This window comes from Hyphomonas johnsonii MHS-2 (assembly GCF_000685275.1).
Classification (GTDB): domain Bacteria; phylum Pseudomonadota; class Alphaproteobacteria; order Caulobacterales; family Hyphomonadaceae; genus Hyphomonas; species Hyphomonas johnsonii.
In genome coordinates this window covers 1-14,482 of the sequence record NZ_ARYK01000004.1, presented here as the reverse complement: position 1 = coordinate 14,482, position 14,482 = coordinate 1, and the positions used below count along the sequence as shown (strand labels likewise).

The following is a 14,482-nucleotide window of genomic DNA, read 5'->3' as shown; positions in this document are numbered from 1 at the left end:
CATCTGATGCGGGAACAGTCTATGTCTCGGTGGAAATCGAGAGAGACATTCCATGAAACGCACCGCCTTCGCCCTCGCACTTGCGCTTGCCGCAATCACGCTTGCCCCTGTTGCCGGCGCAGAGGATGCTGGCGCGCAAACAGTCGAAGGGACGCAGATGGCCAAAGCCCAGCACGCCGATTGGACGCGCCTTCTCGGTAGATACGTCCATGCCTCCCCGGACGGCGTCAACCTGTTCGACTATGCCGGCCTCAAGGCCAGTGCCGCCGACCGCGAGGCCCTCGACACCTATATCGCCCGCTTTGCCGACATGGACCTTTCGGGTACCAACAATGCCGCCTTCGCAGCCTGGGCCAATCTCTACAATGCCGTCACCGTGCGCTACATCGTGTCCAAGTATCCTCTTGGTTCGATCAAGGACGGCTATTTCTTCGGCGGGCCCTGGAAGAAGGTCAAAGTCGTCGCCGGCGGACGCGAAGTCTCGCTCGATGACATCGAGCACAAGATCCTGCGGCCAACCTTCCACGACCCGCGTGTCCATTACTCCATCAATTGCGCCTCGATCAGCTGTCCCAACCTGATGGCAAAGGCCTGGGAGCCGGCAACGCTCGACGCAGACCTCGACGGGGCGGCCCGCGCCTATGTCAACAATCCGCGCGGTGTGACAGTTACCGACAAGGGCCTCGTCCTGTCGTCCATCTATGACTGGTTCCAGGACGATTTCGGCGGCTCGAAAGACGCCGTCATCGCCCATTTGCTTGCATATGCCGACACCGATCTCGCCGCGCGCATCCGCGCCAATCCGAAAATCAATTCCTTTGCCTATGACTGGTCCCTCAATGACACAGAATGAGCCCTCCGCCGGCACCCGGCGTCCGACACCCCTGCACATCCGGTTATGGCCGGTCTACCTGATCGCGGCCGGCATCCTGGCCGCGTGGGCTTTCGGCCTGTTCGACTACCTGTCGCTGGATACGCTCCGCGCCCAGCAGGAAACCCTTCGCGGTTTCGTCAGTGAACACCTCTTCCTGGCCGTTGGGGCCTACGTCCTGGTCTATGCCGCAGCAACGCTGTTCATGGTGCCCGGCGCGCTGTGGATCACGATCGCCGGCGGCTTCCTGTTCGGGCTGATGGGCGGCACACCGGCAACCGTTGTCGGCGCCACGCTCGGTGCCAGCCTGCTCTTCTTCGCTGCCAGGACCTCCGTCGGGGCGGCCCTGCGCGAACGGGCTGGTCCGTTTGTCAAGAAGATGGAGCGCGGGTTCCAGGAGGACGCCTTCTCGTACATGTTCGCCCTGCGCTTCCTGCCAGTCGTTCCGTTCCCGGTCGCCAACATCGCGCCCGCGCTGCTCGGTGCGAAATACCGTGACTATGCCATCACCACCGCCCTCGGCATCATTCCGGGCGTCATCGCCTATACCTGGATTGGTGCTGGCCTCGGTGCGACCTTCGCCGCCGGCGAAGACCCCAATATTGCCAGCATCGGCCGAAATCTCGTGCCTGCCTTCATTGCACTCGGTGTGGTGTCGCTGATCCCGGTGGCGTACAAGAAGCTCTTCGCAAAGAAGGCTGCCAAACTGGAAGGCACCAGCTGATGCACGATACCAAGGTTCAGGTAAAAGACTACAAGGCCGATCTCGTCGTCATTGGCGGCGGATCGGGCGGCCTGTCAGCCGCCGCCGGCGCAGCCATGTTCGGGCTGAACGTCGTGTTGTACGAGCAGGCCGAGATGGGTGGCGACTGCCTCAATTATGGCTGCGTGCCGTCCAAGGCCCTGCTCAGTGCCGCCAAGGCCGCGCAATCTGCACGCGAGGCCGCGAAGTACGGTATCGGCGTGTCTGCTCCGGTAACAGACTGGGCGGCCGTCAAGGCGCATGTGCGCCACGCGATCGACACGATCGCGCCGGTCGACAGCCAGGAACGGTTCGAAGGGCTTGGCGTCACCGTCATCCGCGAACATGCCCGCTTTGCCGATCCCGATACGGTCGTTTCCGCCAACACCCGCACCCGCGCCCGCCGCATCGTCGTGGCCACCGGGTCGACGGCCTTCATCCCACCGATCGAAGGCCTGAAGACGGTGCCTTACGTCACCAACGAAACCCTGTTTTCGATGCCGGACTTTCCGGAACACCTGGTCATCCTGGGCGGCGGCCCGATCGGCCTTGAAATGGCCCAGGCATTCACCCGCCTCGGCGCAAGGACCACCGTGATCGAAATGGGGCTCGCGCTGGGCAAGTCCGATCCCGCGCATGCGGCGATTGCGATTGGCGCCCTGCGCGACGAGGGCGTCACCGTTCTCGAAGGGCACAAGGCAGTGCGCGTCTCTTCCGAAAATGGCGGCATCAGGGTCCACACCGAACATGACGGTGCCGAGGTTCCGGTCGACGGCAGCCACCTGCTCGTCGCGGTTGGGCGGCGCACCATGCTGGACGGCCTCGACCTTGAGGCCGGCAAGGTCGAGTTCGACCGCAAGGGCATCGTGGTCGGTGACACCCTCCGCTCGCGCAGCAATCGTCGTGTCTGGGCGCTGGGCGATTCCGCCGGCCGCGAACAGTTCACCCATGTTGCCGGCTGGCATGCATCCGTGTTTGCCCGCCGCGCCTTCTTCAAGCAGCGGACGAAAGCCGACAGCCTGCCAATCCCGGCTGTCACCTACACGAGCCCGGAAGTCGCCCAGGTTGCCCTGACCGAGGCAGAGGCCCGCGAGAAATTCGGCGACAGCGTCGAAACCTCGTCCTTCCCGTTCCACGAGAACGACCGGGCGATTGCCGAAGGCAAGACGCTGGGCGAGGCCAAGCTGGTGATCCGCAAGGGAAAGCTGCTCGGCGCCTCGATTGTCGGCGAAGGGGCAGGCGACATCCTGCAGATCATATCGCTGGCAATGTCCAACGGCCTGAAGGTCCAGGACCTGACCAATTTCATCTCGCCCTATCCGACGCGGGCTGAAGTGGTGAAGCGCGCGGCCTCGGCCCATTTCACCGAGGCGCTGTTCAGCAAGTCTGCCAAACGCCTCGTCGGCTTGCTCCAACGCATCCCGTAAGCTAATTCAGCCTGTGTGAGCGACAAGAACCATTCCGGGGCCCTGCCAGACCTGTCAGCGCCGGCGCCGTCGCGCTGGTTCGAAAGCCTGTCGATTCGCCTGTTCGCGCTGACGCTGGTGTCCATCCTGATCGTCGAGGCACTGATCTTCGTGCCCAGCGCGTCGGGTTTCCGGAACGCCTGGCTGCAGGAACGCGTGCAGGCGGCCCGTATCGCGGCGCTCGCCCTCGAAGCGTCGCCGGCGCGCAATGTATCCGAGGAGCTTTCCGACCAGTTGCTGACGAACGCGGAAGTCCTTGCCGTGACCGAACTGGAAGACGACATGCGCATCCAGTTGCTGGCGGCCCAGACACCGATCGCGGGCCAGATGCACAACGTGGACCTTCGCAATTCGAACTCCGTGAGCCGCTCGGCGGCGACACTCGGCGCCTTTTTCGCGCCGGACGACCGGGTGCTGGTCATCTTCGCAGACGGCTCGGCGCTTGGCCGCGTTCTGGAAATCGTCGTGCCCCAGGCACCGATGAAGGCGGCGCTGTGGGCCTATGCCCGCCGGATTGCCGCCCTGTCCCTGCTGATCGCGTTCGTTGCTGCCGGGATCATTTACGTCATGCTGCACTTCCTGGTCGTGCGCCCGATGCGGCGGGTGACGCTGAGTGCGGAACAGTTCCGCAATGATCCGGGCGCCTGGACGCGCCGCCTGCAGCCGACGCCGCGGCGCGACGAGATCGGCCGGGCGCAGAATGCGCTCGCTGACATGGAAGACACCGTGGCGACCAGTTTCCGCAACCGCGCACACCTCGCCGAACTCGGCACGGCGGTGGCCAAGATCAACCATGACCTGCGCAACTCGCTGGCCTCGGCGCAGCTTGTCTCCGACGTGCTCGCCCGGTCGGAAGATCCGCGGGTGCAGAACGCCGCGCCCCGCCTCGAGCGCGCGCTGGAACGCGCGATCAGCCTGGCGACCGAGACACTCGACTATGGCAAGGCAACGCCCCAGCCCGCCCGGCCCGAGCAGTTTCGCCTGCACGCCGCTGTCGAGGAGGCTGCCGCCGAGGCGCTCGCGGCCCACCCGCGGGTGCAATGGAAAAACCTTGTCCCGCCCGATGTCGACATCATGGCCGACCCCGATCACCTGCACCGCATCGTCGCCAACCTTTTGCGCAATGCGGCCGAGGCAATGGACAGTATTGAGTCCGGCGAACGCCGCATCACGGCGACCCTGACCCCCGCCGGCCTCGACATCATCGACACCGGCCCCGGCCTGCCGGACAGCGCCTGCGAGACCCTGTTCAAGCCGTTTGCCGGCAGCTCGCGGCGCAATGGCACCGGTCTTGGCCTCGTGATCGCCCGCGAACTGGCCCAGGGCATGGGCGGCGATCTCCTGCTCGCCAGCACCTCCCCGTCAGGAACCACGTTCTGCCTGCAACTGCCCGGCTATGGCGCGTGACGCAGTACTGCCCGCCGGCCGGCGCCGTGCGTTACCTGCATGTCGACGCCGACCTGATTGTCATCGACAAGCCGGCCGAACTGCTTTCCGTCCCCGGCCGCGGGCCGGCAAAGGCCGACTGCGCCTTGTCGCGTGTCGCCGCTGACCATGCCGACGCCCTGACGGTTCACCGCCTCGACATGTCCACGAGCGGCCTGCTCCTGTTCGCGCGGTCCAAGCCGGTGCAGCGCAACCTCTCCACCCAGTTCGAACGCGGCGAGGTCGCCAAGGCCTATGTGGCCGACGTGTGGGGCACGCCGGATCCTGCCGGGGGCCTGATCGACCTGCCGCTCAGCCATGACTGGCCGAACCGACCGCGCCAGAAGGTCAATCACGAGACCGGCAAGCCGAGCCGGACGGAATATGCCACCATGCGCCTGCACAGCCGCGGCGCCCGCCTCCGCCTCACGCCCCTCACCGGTCGCACCCATCAGCTGCGCCTCCATCTCGCCGCCATCGGCCACCCCATTCTGGGCGACGACATCTACGCACATGCCGAGGCGCTGGCGGCTGCGCCACGCCTGCACCTGCATGCCACCACGCTGCGCCTGCGCCACCCGGCGACCGGCCAGGCTGTGGAATTCGAGGCGCCGTGCCCGTTCTGATGCAGGCGGAATTGACTCGCACGGAAGCGTGTATTATCGTTATTCGATAATAGGGAGACTCATCGATGCACGCCGAAATCGTTCGCTTGTCGCTGCACCATGTTGATTTCAAGATCGTCAACGAAGACCGCATGCACGTGCTGCAATGGCGCCGTACCCTGCTCTGGGACGAAGTCCTGCTCGACGGCAAGCGGCAGGCGTCCAGCCACGGCCTGTGGGGCCGCGAGAGCGTCTATGGGCTGGTTTTCGGACGCGATCTTGAGGGCAAGGGCGGCACGCAGGTCATGCTGATCCTGGATACGCGGACGCACAATGACTGGCAGAACAACAACCTGCATGTTCGCGGAGTCCGCCTTGAGGGCAAGGACGGTCCGCTGGTCTCGTTCGGCACGCTGGACCCGAAATCGCTCGAAAAGCCGGCCACCTTTGCCGAATGGATGAAGAAGACGATGGGCATCGAGTGGGGCGCCGACACGCACCGGCCCCACTAGCCTATCTTTCAGGGACCAGACGCACCTCGGCCTTGCGGTTGAGCGGTTCATCCTCGCCGTCCTCGGTCACCGACCCCATTTCACCATAGGCGATCAGGCGCACCCGTTCGGCATCCACGCCGCGTGTTTCCAGCGCCGCCTTGACCGCTGCGGCGCGGGCGGCCGAAATCGCCTCGTTCGTCGCCGAATCCCCGTTGGCATCGGCAAAGCCCTCGATCTCCATCTTGCGCAAGTCGCAGCGCGAATAGGAATCCGACACGGTATCAATCACGGCATCGGACTGGTCAGACAGGCTGCTGGAGCCTTCCTCGAAATAGATCGAGAATGTCTCGGCCCCGCAATCCGGCGTGGCGGCGAAATCTTCGGCGACAGCGGCCGGCAGCGGGGCCGGGCGCGAAACACAGGCCGCCAGCATCAGCGGCGCAATCAGGTAAATAGCAGTTTTCATCAGACTCTCCAGCAAGCCCTACCTATCCCTGAAGGCCCGACAGGTTCCGTCTCAGAGCCGTTTCTTTGTCCGGCCCTCGTGCGCGCGCGCCGTGGCGGGGTCATCCGGCCAGTCATGCTTGGGATAGCGTCCGCGCATGTCCTTCGCCATGTCCCGGTAGCCGTTCTCCCAGAAACGCGGCAGGTCCTGCGTCGTGGCCGCCGGCTTCATGCCGGGCGAGAGGAGTTCCACCGTCACCGGCATCCGGCCCGATGCGATCGCCGGATGGCTGGCAAGGCCGTAAAAGGCCTGCGCCCGCGCCGAGACAAGCGGCGCACGCGGATCGATATAGTCGACCGAGGCCGTCTGCCCGGAAGGCAGCGCCAGCGACAGCGGCGCATACAGCCGCAATGCGTCCTGCAATTGCCAGTCGAGCGAGCCGACCAGCGCCTCCCGCACATGACCGTCGCTCGGCACCCGTGCGCCCTGGCGCGTCAGCAGCGGCGTCAGCCAGTCTGCGGCCGTCTCGCGCAGCACCGCCAGTGTCAGGCCCGGTGCTTCCACCAGCCCGGCCCGCTCCAGCAGCCTGATCCGCCCGAGCGTCTCGTCGACCACACGGTCCGCGCCGATTGCCGCAAAGCCTTCCGTCGCAATCGCTGCCAGCATGGCCTGTGCGGCCACGGCCGGCGCCGGCTTCGGCAGGGGGGCTTCGGACAGGATGATGGCGCCGAGCGAGCGAACCCGCCGCGCCGTGAACCGTCCGGTCTTCGGCTCGAAGTCCGCCCGTTCCTCCGTGGTCACGCCGCCGAGCGCCAGCGCATCTGCCTCGGCCAGCGGCACAGCCAGCGTGATGCGTGCCTGCCCGCTCGCGCCGCCAAGATCAGCGACCACGAGCCAGTCGCATTTTGCCAGACTGTCCGTCTCCGGCAGGCTGGCGGCCCGCCCGGAGGCCATGAGATAGACACCGGCACTACCCGGACGGGCACGCGCGATCTGGTCTGGCCAGGCCTTGGCGAGCAGTTTCGCAACATCGCCGGTCGGTGCGGCGCCCTTGCCCCAGGCCCGGGCCTGCTGCTGCAGCGTGCGCGCACGCGGCGACCGGTCTGCCCGGAACCGGCTGAGGCGTTCGCGGATGTCTGCCGACGGGCCGCCGATCCCCCGCTCACCCGCCAGCGCCGCGATCTCGGCCGCCAGGGCCCGCTCACCGGATGAACCGGCCCCGGCGACAAGCGCCGCAAGGCGAGGCGACAGGGGAAGGCGCGCCATCTCGGTCCCCAGCGCTGTCAGGCCACCGCCTGCATCCAGCGCCCCAAGACGCTCCAGCATGTCCGTTGCGGCCCTCAGCTTGCCTGGCGGTGGCGCGTCCAGCCAGGTCAGGTTCCCGGCATCCCGCTCGCCCCACTCGGCCAGCGCCAGCACCAGGCCCGACAGGTCGCTGACCAGGATTTCCGGCTGCGGCGCCGCGGTCAGGCCGCGCGTCGCCGCCTCGTCCCATAGCCGGTAACAGACACCCGGCGCGGTGCGCCCGGCCCGGCCCCGCCGCTGGTCGACAGACGCCCGCGAGGCCCTGACTGTCGTCAACCGCTGGCCGAGACCGCCCATGTCCTCTTCCGCCACCCGGGCGAGACCACTGTCGATCACCACGGTGACGCCTTCAATGGTCAGCGCACTTTCGGCAATATCGGTGGCGAGCACGATCTTGCGCGTGCCGGGCGGGGCAGGCGCCACTGCCGCATCCTGCTCGCCGGGCGAGAGGGCCCCGAACAGCGGCGCCACCACGCAGCCGGCCTCGATGTCCTCCAGCCGCTCGGCCACGCGGGTGATTTCGCGTGCACCCGGCAGGAAGGCGAGGATCGAGCCCTTTTCTTCCCGCAAGGCCCGCCGGATCGCGGCCGCCATCCTGTCCTCGATACGGTCGGTGGAACGGCCGAGATAGCGCGTTTCGACCGGATATTGCCGTCCGGCGCTTTCGATCACCGGTGCCCCGATCGCCCCGGCCACGCGCGCCGTGTCCAGTGTCGCCGACATGACCAGCAGGCGCAGGTCTTCCCGGAGCGCGCCCTGCGCTTCCAGCGCGAGCGCAAGGCCGAGGTCGGCATTGAGGCGCCGCTCATGGAATTCATCGAAGATCACTGCCCCGACGCCTGTCAATTCCGGGTCCGACAGGATGCGGCGGGTAAACAGGCCGTCCGTGATCACCTCGATCCGTGTTGCGGCAGAGACCTTCCGGTCAACCCGCGTCGTCAGGCCGACGGTCTGGCCGAGCGGTTCGCCAAGCGTCTGCGCCATGCGCATTGCGGCCATGCGCGCGGCCACGCGGCGCGGTTCGAGCAGGATGATGCGCCCCTCGATGACCGCAGGGCCGCCGGTCAGGCCCGCCAGCGCCAGCGGCACGCGCGTCGTTTTCCCCGCGCCCGGCGGCGCGGCCAGAACCAGCCGCGTGCCGTCACGCAGCGCCGTGCAGACCTCGTCGAGGACCTCGTCAATCGGCAGGGGAGCAATCGGTGCGTGCATGGCTGGCAGACATAGGGCGGCCAGGCCTGAAAGGGCAATGGCCATCCGGTTCGGAAATCGGCGCATCAATGTTTGCCTTCGCCGCAAAGCGCCCGTACCGTCACCGTTCAGGATTTGAGGGAGTTGTGTATGGGCTGGTGGTTTCGGATAGACCTTTGGAAGCGTGTGATGGCCGGCCTGGTGCTGGGCGCCGCCATCGGCCTGATCCTGCGGCAGGTATTGGGCGCCGAGGCTGCCGGGGCCAATGTCACGGTCTGGGCCAAGCCCATTGGCGACGCCTTCATCAATCTCATCAAGATGCTGGTGGTGCCGCTGATTTTCACGACGCTGGTATCCGGCGTGCTCGCCATGGGCGATCCCAAGAAACTTGGCAGTCTCGGCGGGCGAGCGCTTGCCATGTACATGTGTACCACGCTGATCGCGGTATCCTTTGGCCTGCTGCTGGGCAGCCTGATCCAGCCGGGCGCGGGATTTGATACGTCAACTGTCAGCACCGCAGACCTCGAAAGCGCGCGGGCCCAACTGGAAGCCAATCCCCAGCCCGGCAGCGTTGCCGAGCAACTGCTGCACACCATCCTGTCGATCATCCCGACCAACCCGGTCGCCGCGATGGCCAATGGCGACGTGCTGCCGATCATCTTTTTCGCGATCCTGTTCGGCATCGGCATCCTGGTCTCGGGTGAAGCCGGCAAGCCGCTGGCCAATGTCATGAACAGCGCCGCCGAAGCCATGATGAAACTGACACTGATCGTCATGGAGACCGCGCCCCTTGGCGTGTTCGCGCTGATGGCCTGGGTGCTGGGGGATCGCGGGCTGACGATCCTTGCGGTGCTCGGCAAGATGACCGCTGCGCTCTATATCGCCTGCGCCCTGCACATGCTGTTCACCTTCGGATTCATCATCAAGGTGATGCTGCGCCTGCCATTGTTCGACTTCTTCCGGGGTGCGATCGACGCGCAGGCTGTCGCCTTTTCGACCTCTTCCTCGAACGCAACCCTGCCGATGACCTTGTCGTGCGCGACCCAGAACCTGGGCGTCAGCAAGTCCATCGCGTCATCAGTGCTGCCGCTGGGCGCAACCATCAACATGGACGGAACGGCCCTCTACCAGGGCCTGATCGCCCTGTTCGCCGCCCAGGCCCTTGGCCTGCCGATGACGGTGAGCATGTATGTCACCATCGCCCTGATGGCGACGCTGGTGTCGATCGGCACGGCCGGCATCCCGTCAGTCAGCCTGTTCCTTGCCGCCACCACGCTCAGCGTCGTCGGCGTGTCACCGGAGCAGACCGTTCTCATCATCGCGCTGCTCTTCCCGTTCGACCGGATCCTCGACATGATGCGAACGGTGACCAACATCACGGGCGATCTCGCAGTGGCCACCGCCGTCGCGAAATGGGAAGGCCAACTCGATGAAGAGGTCTTCCGGGCCCGCGACACCGTCTGACGCGGGCATGGCGGGCTGGCGGAAATACGCCGGGCTGGCGGCACTGTGCGCCCTGGTTCTTGGCGTCATGGCTGCAGGGATTACCGGCGCCTGGGACATTGACGGGTTCGACCGCACGCTCACAGACCAGGTGCCGGGCCTGCGCACCGACTGGCTGACGACGGCCATGCTGGTCGTGTCGGCGCTGGGGGATGCCAGGTACCTGTCGGTGTTCGGCGTGGTCGTCGTGCTGACACTGCTCGCGCGGCGGGCCTGGCGGCCGGCGGCAGGCGTTGCGCTGGCTTACAGCCTGCTGCCCATCATGGTGCGCCTGATCAAGGGATGGGTTGTCCGGCCCCGGCCCACGGTTGACCTCTATGGGGGTGTCGAGGCTTTCAGTTTCCCGAGTGGCCATGCCGCCAATGCGATGATGATCTATGGCGGTCTTGCCGTGCTGACATGGATGACGCTTGGCGGCCGGCGGCGGGTTGTCATTGCCGGCCTGCTTGCCCTGCTCGTGGTCTCCATCGCCGTTTCGCGGGTCTATCTCGGGGCGCACTGGCCGAGCGACACGCTGGCCGGTCTCGCCGTCGGGGGGGTGATGCTGACGGCCCTCGCAGCCTGCCTCCACCACCCTGCCACACCCGCCGTCCCCCGCGCCGCCCCCGTCACATCCCTCTGCGTCCTCTGCCTCACCGGCCCTGTCTACGCCCTTCTCACCCTGCCGGCCGCACGTGTGCTGTACCATGCCCTCGGATAGGTGCCTCAGATGCTGACCCGCCGGAGCGTCCTCTCGCTCGCCATCCCGATCGTGCTCGCACAGGCGGCCACCGCCACGACCGGCCTCGTCGATACCGCCGTGATGGGCCGTTTCGGGGACAAGGCAGACCTTGCGGCCGTCGCCATCGCGGCAGTGGCATACAGTTTCATCTATTGGGGTTTCGGCTTCCTGCGGATGTCGACGACCGGCCTGTCGGCCCAATCCAACGGGCGCGGCGACGTGGCCGAGGTGCGCGCCGTGCTGCTGCGGGCCGTGATGCTGGGTGGGGCGATCGGCCTTGCCATCTTCCTGTTGTCGCCGCTGCTGCGCTGGGCCACGTTCGCCGCCTTCGCGGGCACCGAGCATGTCGAATCTCTCGCCGCGGGCTATTTCAACGCGCGCATTTTCGGGGCCCCGGCCTATCTCATGTCACTCGGCATTACCGGCTGGCTGCTCGGCACGGGCAAGACCGGGCAGATGCTGGCGGTGCAGATTGTCATGAACGGTGTCAATGTCGTGCTCGACGCATGGTTCGTCGCCGGGCTGGACCTCGGACCGGCCGGCATCGGGGCCGGCACCGCGATTGCGGAATGGACGGCTGTCGCCTTCGGGCTCGTCCTGGTGCGGTCAGGGTTCCGGGGCCACGCACACCTGCTCGACCGCGCCCGGCTTGCGGCCCTGTTCTCGGCCAATCGCGACATCATGGTCCGCACGCTGGCCCTGGTGTTCTGCTTCGCCTGGTTTGTCAGGTCCGGCACGCTGATCAGCACCGCGGCAACCGCCGGCAACGAGGTGCTCCTGCAATTCATCACGGTGGCCGCCTTCGTGCTCGACGGCTTTGCCTTCGTGGCGGAAAAGGAAACGGGCGAGGCCTATGGCGGCGGGGACCGGAAACGGCTCGCCCGCGCGATGCGGCTGACGACGGAGTTTGCACTCGGGTCAGGGGTATTGATCGCGCTGGTCTACTTCCTTGGCGGCGGCTGGGTCATTTCGACCTTCATCGCGGACCCCGAGGCGCGCAGTGCGGCGCTGCAATTCCTGCCCTGGTGCGCCATCGTTCCGGTGCTCGGCGTCGCGGCCTGGCAGCTTGATGGACTGTTCATTGGCACCACACAGGGCCGGGCACTGAGAACCGCAGGCGTCCTGGCTGCCATCCTCTATGTCGGCACCGACATGCTGCTTCGCCCGGCCTTCGGGAATGCCGGCGTCTGGACGGCGTTCCTCAGCATGTACGTGTACCGCGCCGTCGCCCTCGGCGCCTTCGTGCCAGGCCTGTTCAGAGGCCTGTCCCGACCGCCTCAGCCAGCCGTGTGAAGCCATCGGCCGCCAGCAGCGCCGGCAGGTCCTCATGTATCTGCGCAACGAGGCCGGGGCCGGAATAGACAAGCGCGGAATAGAGCTGGACTGCATGAGCACCCGCCTTGATCTTGGCGTAAGCGTCCGCTGCCGAGGCGATGCCGCCCGCCCCGATCAGGTCGAATTCACCGCGCAGTTCGGCGGCAAAGGCGGCAAGGACACGGGTAGACGGCGCCATCAGGGGTGCGCCGGAGAGGCCACCCGCTTCACCCTTGTCGCGGCTTGTCAGCGTGTCCGGCCGGGCAAGTGTCGTGTTGGAGACGATCAGGCCGGCCAGCCAGGCGCCTTCCTTGCGCACGACACCGACAATGTCGGCAATGGCCGACCGGTCGAGATCGGGCGCGACTTTCAGGAAAACCGGCTTGCCTGCCCGGTCAGCGGCGCCGCAGGCGGCCAACAGGCTCTGCAGCGCGCCCTTGTCCTGCAGGCCGCGCAGGCCCGGTGTATTCGGCGAGGAAATGTTGACCGTGACATAGTCGGCATGGGGCGAGACGGCTTCGATGCCGCGCACATAGTCGGCGATCCGGTCCTGGCTTTCCTTGTTGGCGCCGACATTTGCGCCGATCGGCGCCGTTCCGCGATAGGCTTTCAGGCGGCGCACGAAATAGGCGAGCCCGTAATTGTTGAAACCCATCCGGTTGATGACTGCGCCGTCTTCGCTGAGACGGAACAGGCGTGGCTTCGGGTTTCCCGGCTGCGGCAGGGGCGTGACGGTGCCACATTCGACGAAGCCGAACCCGAAACGGGCCATTGCGGCAGGCACTTCGCAATTCTTGTCGAAACCGGCGGCGAGGCCGACGGGGCCGGCAAGGGTCAGGCCGGACCGGGGCAGGGTGACCGAGAGGGAGGGATCAATGGCGGGCGTGCGCAAGGGCACGCCAAGGCCGCGCTTGAGCGCAGAAATCGTAGCGGAATGGGCCGCTTCGGGCGGCAGCATCCTGACGGCGGCAACGCCCATGCCGATGAGGCCCATCTACAGGTCCTCCGGCATTTGAGGGGTGCCGCCGGAGTCCAGGTCCAGCTGCCAGAGGCGTGTGGCGAGGGCGATGGCGAGGGGGTGGTAAAGGTGGGGGAAGAGAGTACCCCCGCGGCTCGGTTCCCATTTCAGGGGCGGCAGGTCGGCGATCGCGAATTCCAGCAGGCGCACGCCGGATGCTCCGGCATAGTGGAGCCGTGCGGTTTCAGCGACCGAGTCGCGCGCCGACAGGTGGACATACCCATCGGCGAGATCGAGCGCGGTCGCGGTCACGCCCGCCGCTTCGGCAGCCGCCCAGTCAGCCACGGTCAGAAGCTTGTAGACATGTGTGTCGGTCATGCGCGCGTTTCAGCAGGCTTTGGGCGGGTGCGCAACGGCCCGGCCTGTGCAATCCTGCGCGTGCACGGACAGGGAGGGCCCCTTGGCAATTGACCCATACGACCCGGATCTACTCGGTTTCAGGCTGGAGAATGGCCGCACTGTGGAAGAAGAGCTGCAGCGCCTGGATGCGTTTGCCCGCATGCTGGATTCGCAATTTTCCGTCATGGGAGTCCGGTTCGGCCTGGATTCACTGCTGGGCCTTGTCCCGGTCGCGGGCGACGTGACGACGGGCGTCGCGGGGCTCTATGCGCTGTCCACGGCGATACGGCTGAAACTGCACCCGCTGGCGGCGGGGCAGATTGCCTGGAACATCCTGTTCGACACGGCGGTGGGCGCGATACCCGTTGCCGGCGACATATTCGACTTCTTCTTCAAGTCAAACACGAAGAATTTCAAGGTGATACAGCGCCATCTCACCCGCAAGGTCGCCCGCCACCAGAAGGCCGCAGGCCGGCTGTCAGACCTGCGGGGCTGACCGGGGATCGGAGGCGCGTGCGAGGGTCCAGCCGCCGGTTGGGGATTCGCAGGCGGCAAAGCGGCCGCGCTCCTGCCCGGGGAAAGCGTAGGCGACATCCCGGCAATTCACGGTGACGGTTTCGGGGACAACGTCCGACACGAAGCTGATCACCCTGTCGGAGGGGGCGCCCGTATAGACAATCGGACGCACACTGGCCGCCGCTGTCTCGCGCTGGAACGTGCGCTCGAACAGGATCGTCATTTCGCGCCCGTCAGGCAGCGTCAGGGACTGGCCGACGCCATCATCGACAACAGCGACACGGCGCAGGAATTCCGACCGGAAACCGTCAAGCGCCGCATCTTCGAACGGCTGCGCGGCCGTCAGGCCTGCGCGTTCGGCCAGGAAGGCATCAACCGTGCGCGGACTGGCCGGGACCGGCGCAAGGGGGCGGACAGCCAGGCGGGTCTGGCGGTAGGTATCCGGCGCACTGGCCGCGACGAGAAGATCCGCCGGGCGTGCCGGCTTGAGTGAGGCCGGCGTGGGGATGGGGCCGACATGCGGCGTGGGC

The 14,482-nt window shown here is 66.5% G+C and carries 15 protein-coding genes; 10 read left to right on the top strand and 5 right to left on the bottom strand.

The genetic code is table 11. The annotated features are described in order from the left end of the window. Window positions 1-52: 52 nt before the first annotated feature. The 6 genes from HJO_RS08665 to HJO_RS08640 all read left to right on the top strand — a co-directional run bounded on the left by HJO_RS08665 (window position 53) and on the right by HJO_RS08640 (window position 5,621). Window positions 53-853 (top strand): DUF547 domain-containing protein, encoded by an 801-nt coding sequence (locus HJO_RS08665; protein WP_084141835.1) that lies wholly within the window; start codon window positions 53-55, stop codon window positions 851-853. Next, the gene (locus tag HJO_RS08660) at window positions 840-1,595 is read left to right on the top strand and encodes a TVP38/TMEM64 family protein (RefSeq protein WP_035616241.1); all 756 of its coding nucleotides are present in this window, start codon (window positions 840-842) and stop codon (window positions 1,593-1,595) included. Before HJO_RS08665 ends, HJO_RS08660 begins: the two co-directional genes overlap by 14 nt. After that, window positions 1,595-3,040: a dihydrolipoyl dehydrogenase family protein gene (locus HJO_RS08655; protein ID WP_035616238.1), complete on the top strand. Its 1,446-nt coding sequence runs from the start codon at window positions 1,595-1,597 to the stop codon at window positions 3,038-3,040. Before HJO_RS08660 ends, HJO_RS08655 begins: the two co-directional genes overlap by 1 nt. Before the next feature lie 15 nt (window positions 3,041-3,055). Next, the gene (locus tag HJO_RS08650; RefSeq protein WP_241764704.1) at window positions 3,056-4,486 is read left to right on the top strand and encodes a sensor histidine kinase; all 1,431 of its coding nucleotides are present in this window, start codon (window positions 3,056-3,058) and stop codon (window positions 4,484-4,486) included. Beyond that, complete coding sequence (locus tag HJO_RS08645; RefSeq protein WP_035616236.1) at window positions 4,483-5,130, top strand: pseudouridine synthase; 648 nt, start codon at window positions 4,483-4,485, stop codon at window positions 5,128-5,130. Before HJO_RS08650 ends, HJO_RS08645 begins: the two co-directional genes overlap by 4 nt. Window positions 5,131-5,195: 65 nt before the next feature. Next, window positions 5,196-5,621, top strand: coding sequence for a hypothetical protein (locus tag HJO_RS08640; RefSeq protein WP_035616233.1), 426 nt, complete (start codon window positions 5,196-5,198; stop codon window positions 5,619-5,621). A gap of 1 nt (window position 5,622) precedes the next feature. Here the strand turns inward: HJO_RS08640 and HJO_RS08635 are convergent, their stop codons facing one another. Together HJO_RS08635 and hrpB are read right to left on the bottom strand one after the other, a co-directional pair. After that, window positions 5,623-6,069 carry an OmpA family protein gene (locus tag HJO_RS08635; protein WP_035616229.1) on the bottom strand — a complete coding sequence of 149 codons (447 nt, stop codon included), beginning with the start codon at window positions 6,067-6,069 and terminating at the stop codon, window positions 5,623-5,625. Window positions 6,070-6,120: 51 nt separating this feature from the next. Next, window positions 6,121-8,562, bottom strand: coding sequence for an ATP-dependent helicase HrpB (hrpB, locus tag HJO_RS08630; protein ID WP_035616707.1), 2,442 nt, complete (start codon window positions 8,560-8,562; stop codon window positions 6,121-6,123). A 129-nt stretch (window positions 8,563-8,691) separates the two neighbouring features. On the opposite strand from hrpB, the gene HJO_RS08625 reads away from it, so the two are divergent. The 3 genes from HJO_RS08625 to HJO_RS08615 are packed head-to-tail and all read left to right on the top strand — an operon-like array spanning window position 8,692 to window position 12,058. Continuing rightward, window positions 8,692-10,005 carry a dicarboxylate/amino acid:cation symporter gene (locus tag HJO_RS08625; protein WP_035616228.1) on the top strand — a complete coding sequence of 438 codons (1,314 nt, stop codon included), beginning with the start codon at window positions 8,692-8,694 and terminating at the stop codon, window positions 10,003-10,005. After that, window positions 9,971-10,744 carry a phosphatase PAP2 family protein gene (locus tag HJO_RS17695; protein WP_084141832.1) on the top strand — a complete coding sequence of 258 codons (774 nt, stop codon included), beginning with the start codon at window positions 9,971-9,973 and terminating at the stop codon, window positions 10,742-10,744. Before HJO_RS08625 ends, HJO_RS17695 begins: the two co-directional genes overlap by 35 nt. A 9-nt stretch (window positions 10,745-10,753) precedes the next feature. Then, complete coding sequence (locus HJO_RS08615) at window positions 10,754-12,058, top strand: MATE family efflux transporter (protein WP_035616227.1); 1,305 nt, start codon at window positions 10,754-10,756, stop codon at window positions 12,056-12,058. On the opposite strand, the gene HJO_RS08610 is transcribed toward HJO_RS08615, so the two are convergent. Then, a complete protein-coding gene (locus HJO_RS08610; RefSeq protein ID WP_035616226.1) occupies window positions 12,021-13,073 on the bottom strand; it encodes a quinone-dependent dihydroorotate dehydrogenase in 1,053 nt (350 codons plus the stop codon). The genes HJO_RS08615 and HJO_RS08610 overlap by 38 nt on opposite strands. After that, window positions 13,074-13,415, bottom strand: coding sequence for a DUF952 domain-containing protein (locus tag HJO_RS08605; protein WP_035616222.1), 342 nt, complete (start codon window positions 13,413-13,415; stop codon window positions 13,074-13,076). Between the two features lie 82 nt (window positions 13,416-13,497). Between HJO_RS08605 and HJO_RS08600 the strand changes: the two genes are divergently transcribed. After that, window positions 13,498-13,932, top strand: a complete 435-nt coding sequence (locus HJO_RS08600) for a DUF4112 domain-containing protein (RefSeq protein ID WP_051618434.1) — start codon at window positions 13,498-13,500, stop codon at window positions 13,930-13,932. Here the strand turns inward: HJO_RS08600 and HJO_RS18540 are convergent. Next, on the bottom strand, window positions 13,915-14,482 hold a 568-nt coding region (locus HJO_RS18540), incomplete at its 5' end, for a hypothetical protein (protein WP_035616220.1). The genes HJO_RS08600 and HJO_RS18540 overlap by 18 nt on opposite strands.

Coding starts and splice junctions, on each gene's coding strand:
- HJO_RS08665 (WP_084141835.1), top strand. CDS start 53: ATGAAACGCACCGCCTTCGCCCTCGCACTTGCGCTTGCCGCAATCACG.
- HJO_RS08660 (WP_035616241.1), top strand. CDS start 840: ATGACACAGAATGAGCCCTCCGCCGGCACCCGGCGTCCGACACCCCTG.
- HJO_RS08655 (WP_035616238.1), top strand. CDS start 1,595: ATGCACGATACCAAGGTTCAGGTAAAAGACTACAAGGCCGATCTCGTC.
- HJO_RS08640 (WP_035616233.1), top strand. CDS start 5,196: ATGCACGCCGAAATCGTTCGCTTGTCGCTGCACCATGTTGATTTCAAG.
- HJO_RS08635 (WP_035616229.1), bottom strand. CDS start 6,069: ATGAAAACTGCTATTTACCTGATTGCGCCGCTGATGCTGGCGGCCTGT.
- hrpB (WP_035616707.1), bottom strand. CDS start 8,562: ATGCACGCACCGATTGCTCCCCTGCCGATTGACGAGGTCCTCGACGAG.
- HJO_RS08625 (WP_035616228.1), top strand. CDS start 8,692: ATGGGCTGGTGGTTTCGGATAGACCTTTGGAAGCGTGTGATGGCCGGC.
- HJO_RS17695 (WP_084141832.1), top strand. CDS start 9,971: ATGAAGAGGTCTTCCGGGCCCGCGACACCGTCTGACGCGGGCATGGCG.
- HJO_RS08615 (WP_035616227.1), top strand. CDS start 10,754: ATGCTGACCCGCCGGAGCGTCCTCTCGCTCGCCATCCCGATCGTGCTC.
- HJO_RS08610 (WP_035616226.1), bottom strand. CDS start 13,073: ATGGGCCTCATCGGCATGGGCGTTGCCGCCGTCAGGATGCTGCCGCCC.
- HJO_RS08605 (WP_035616222.1), bottom strand. CDS start 13,415: ATGACCGACACACATGTCTACAAGCTTCTGACCGTGGCTGACTGGGCG.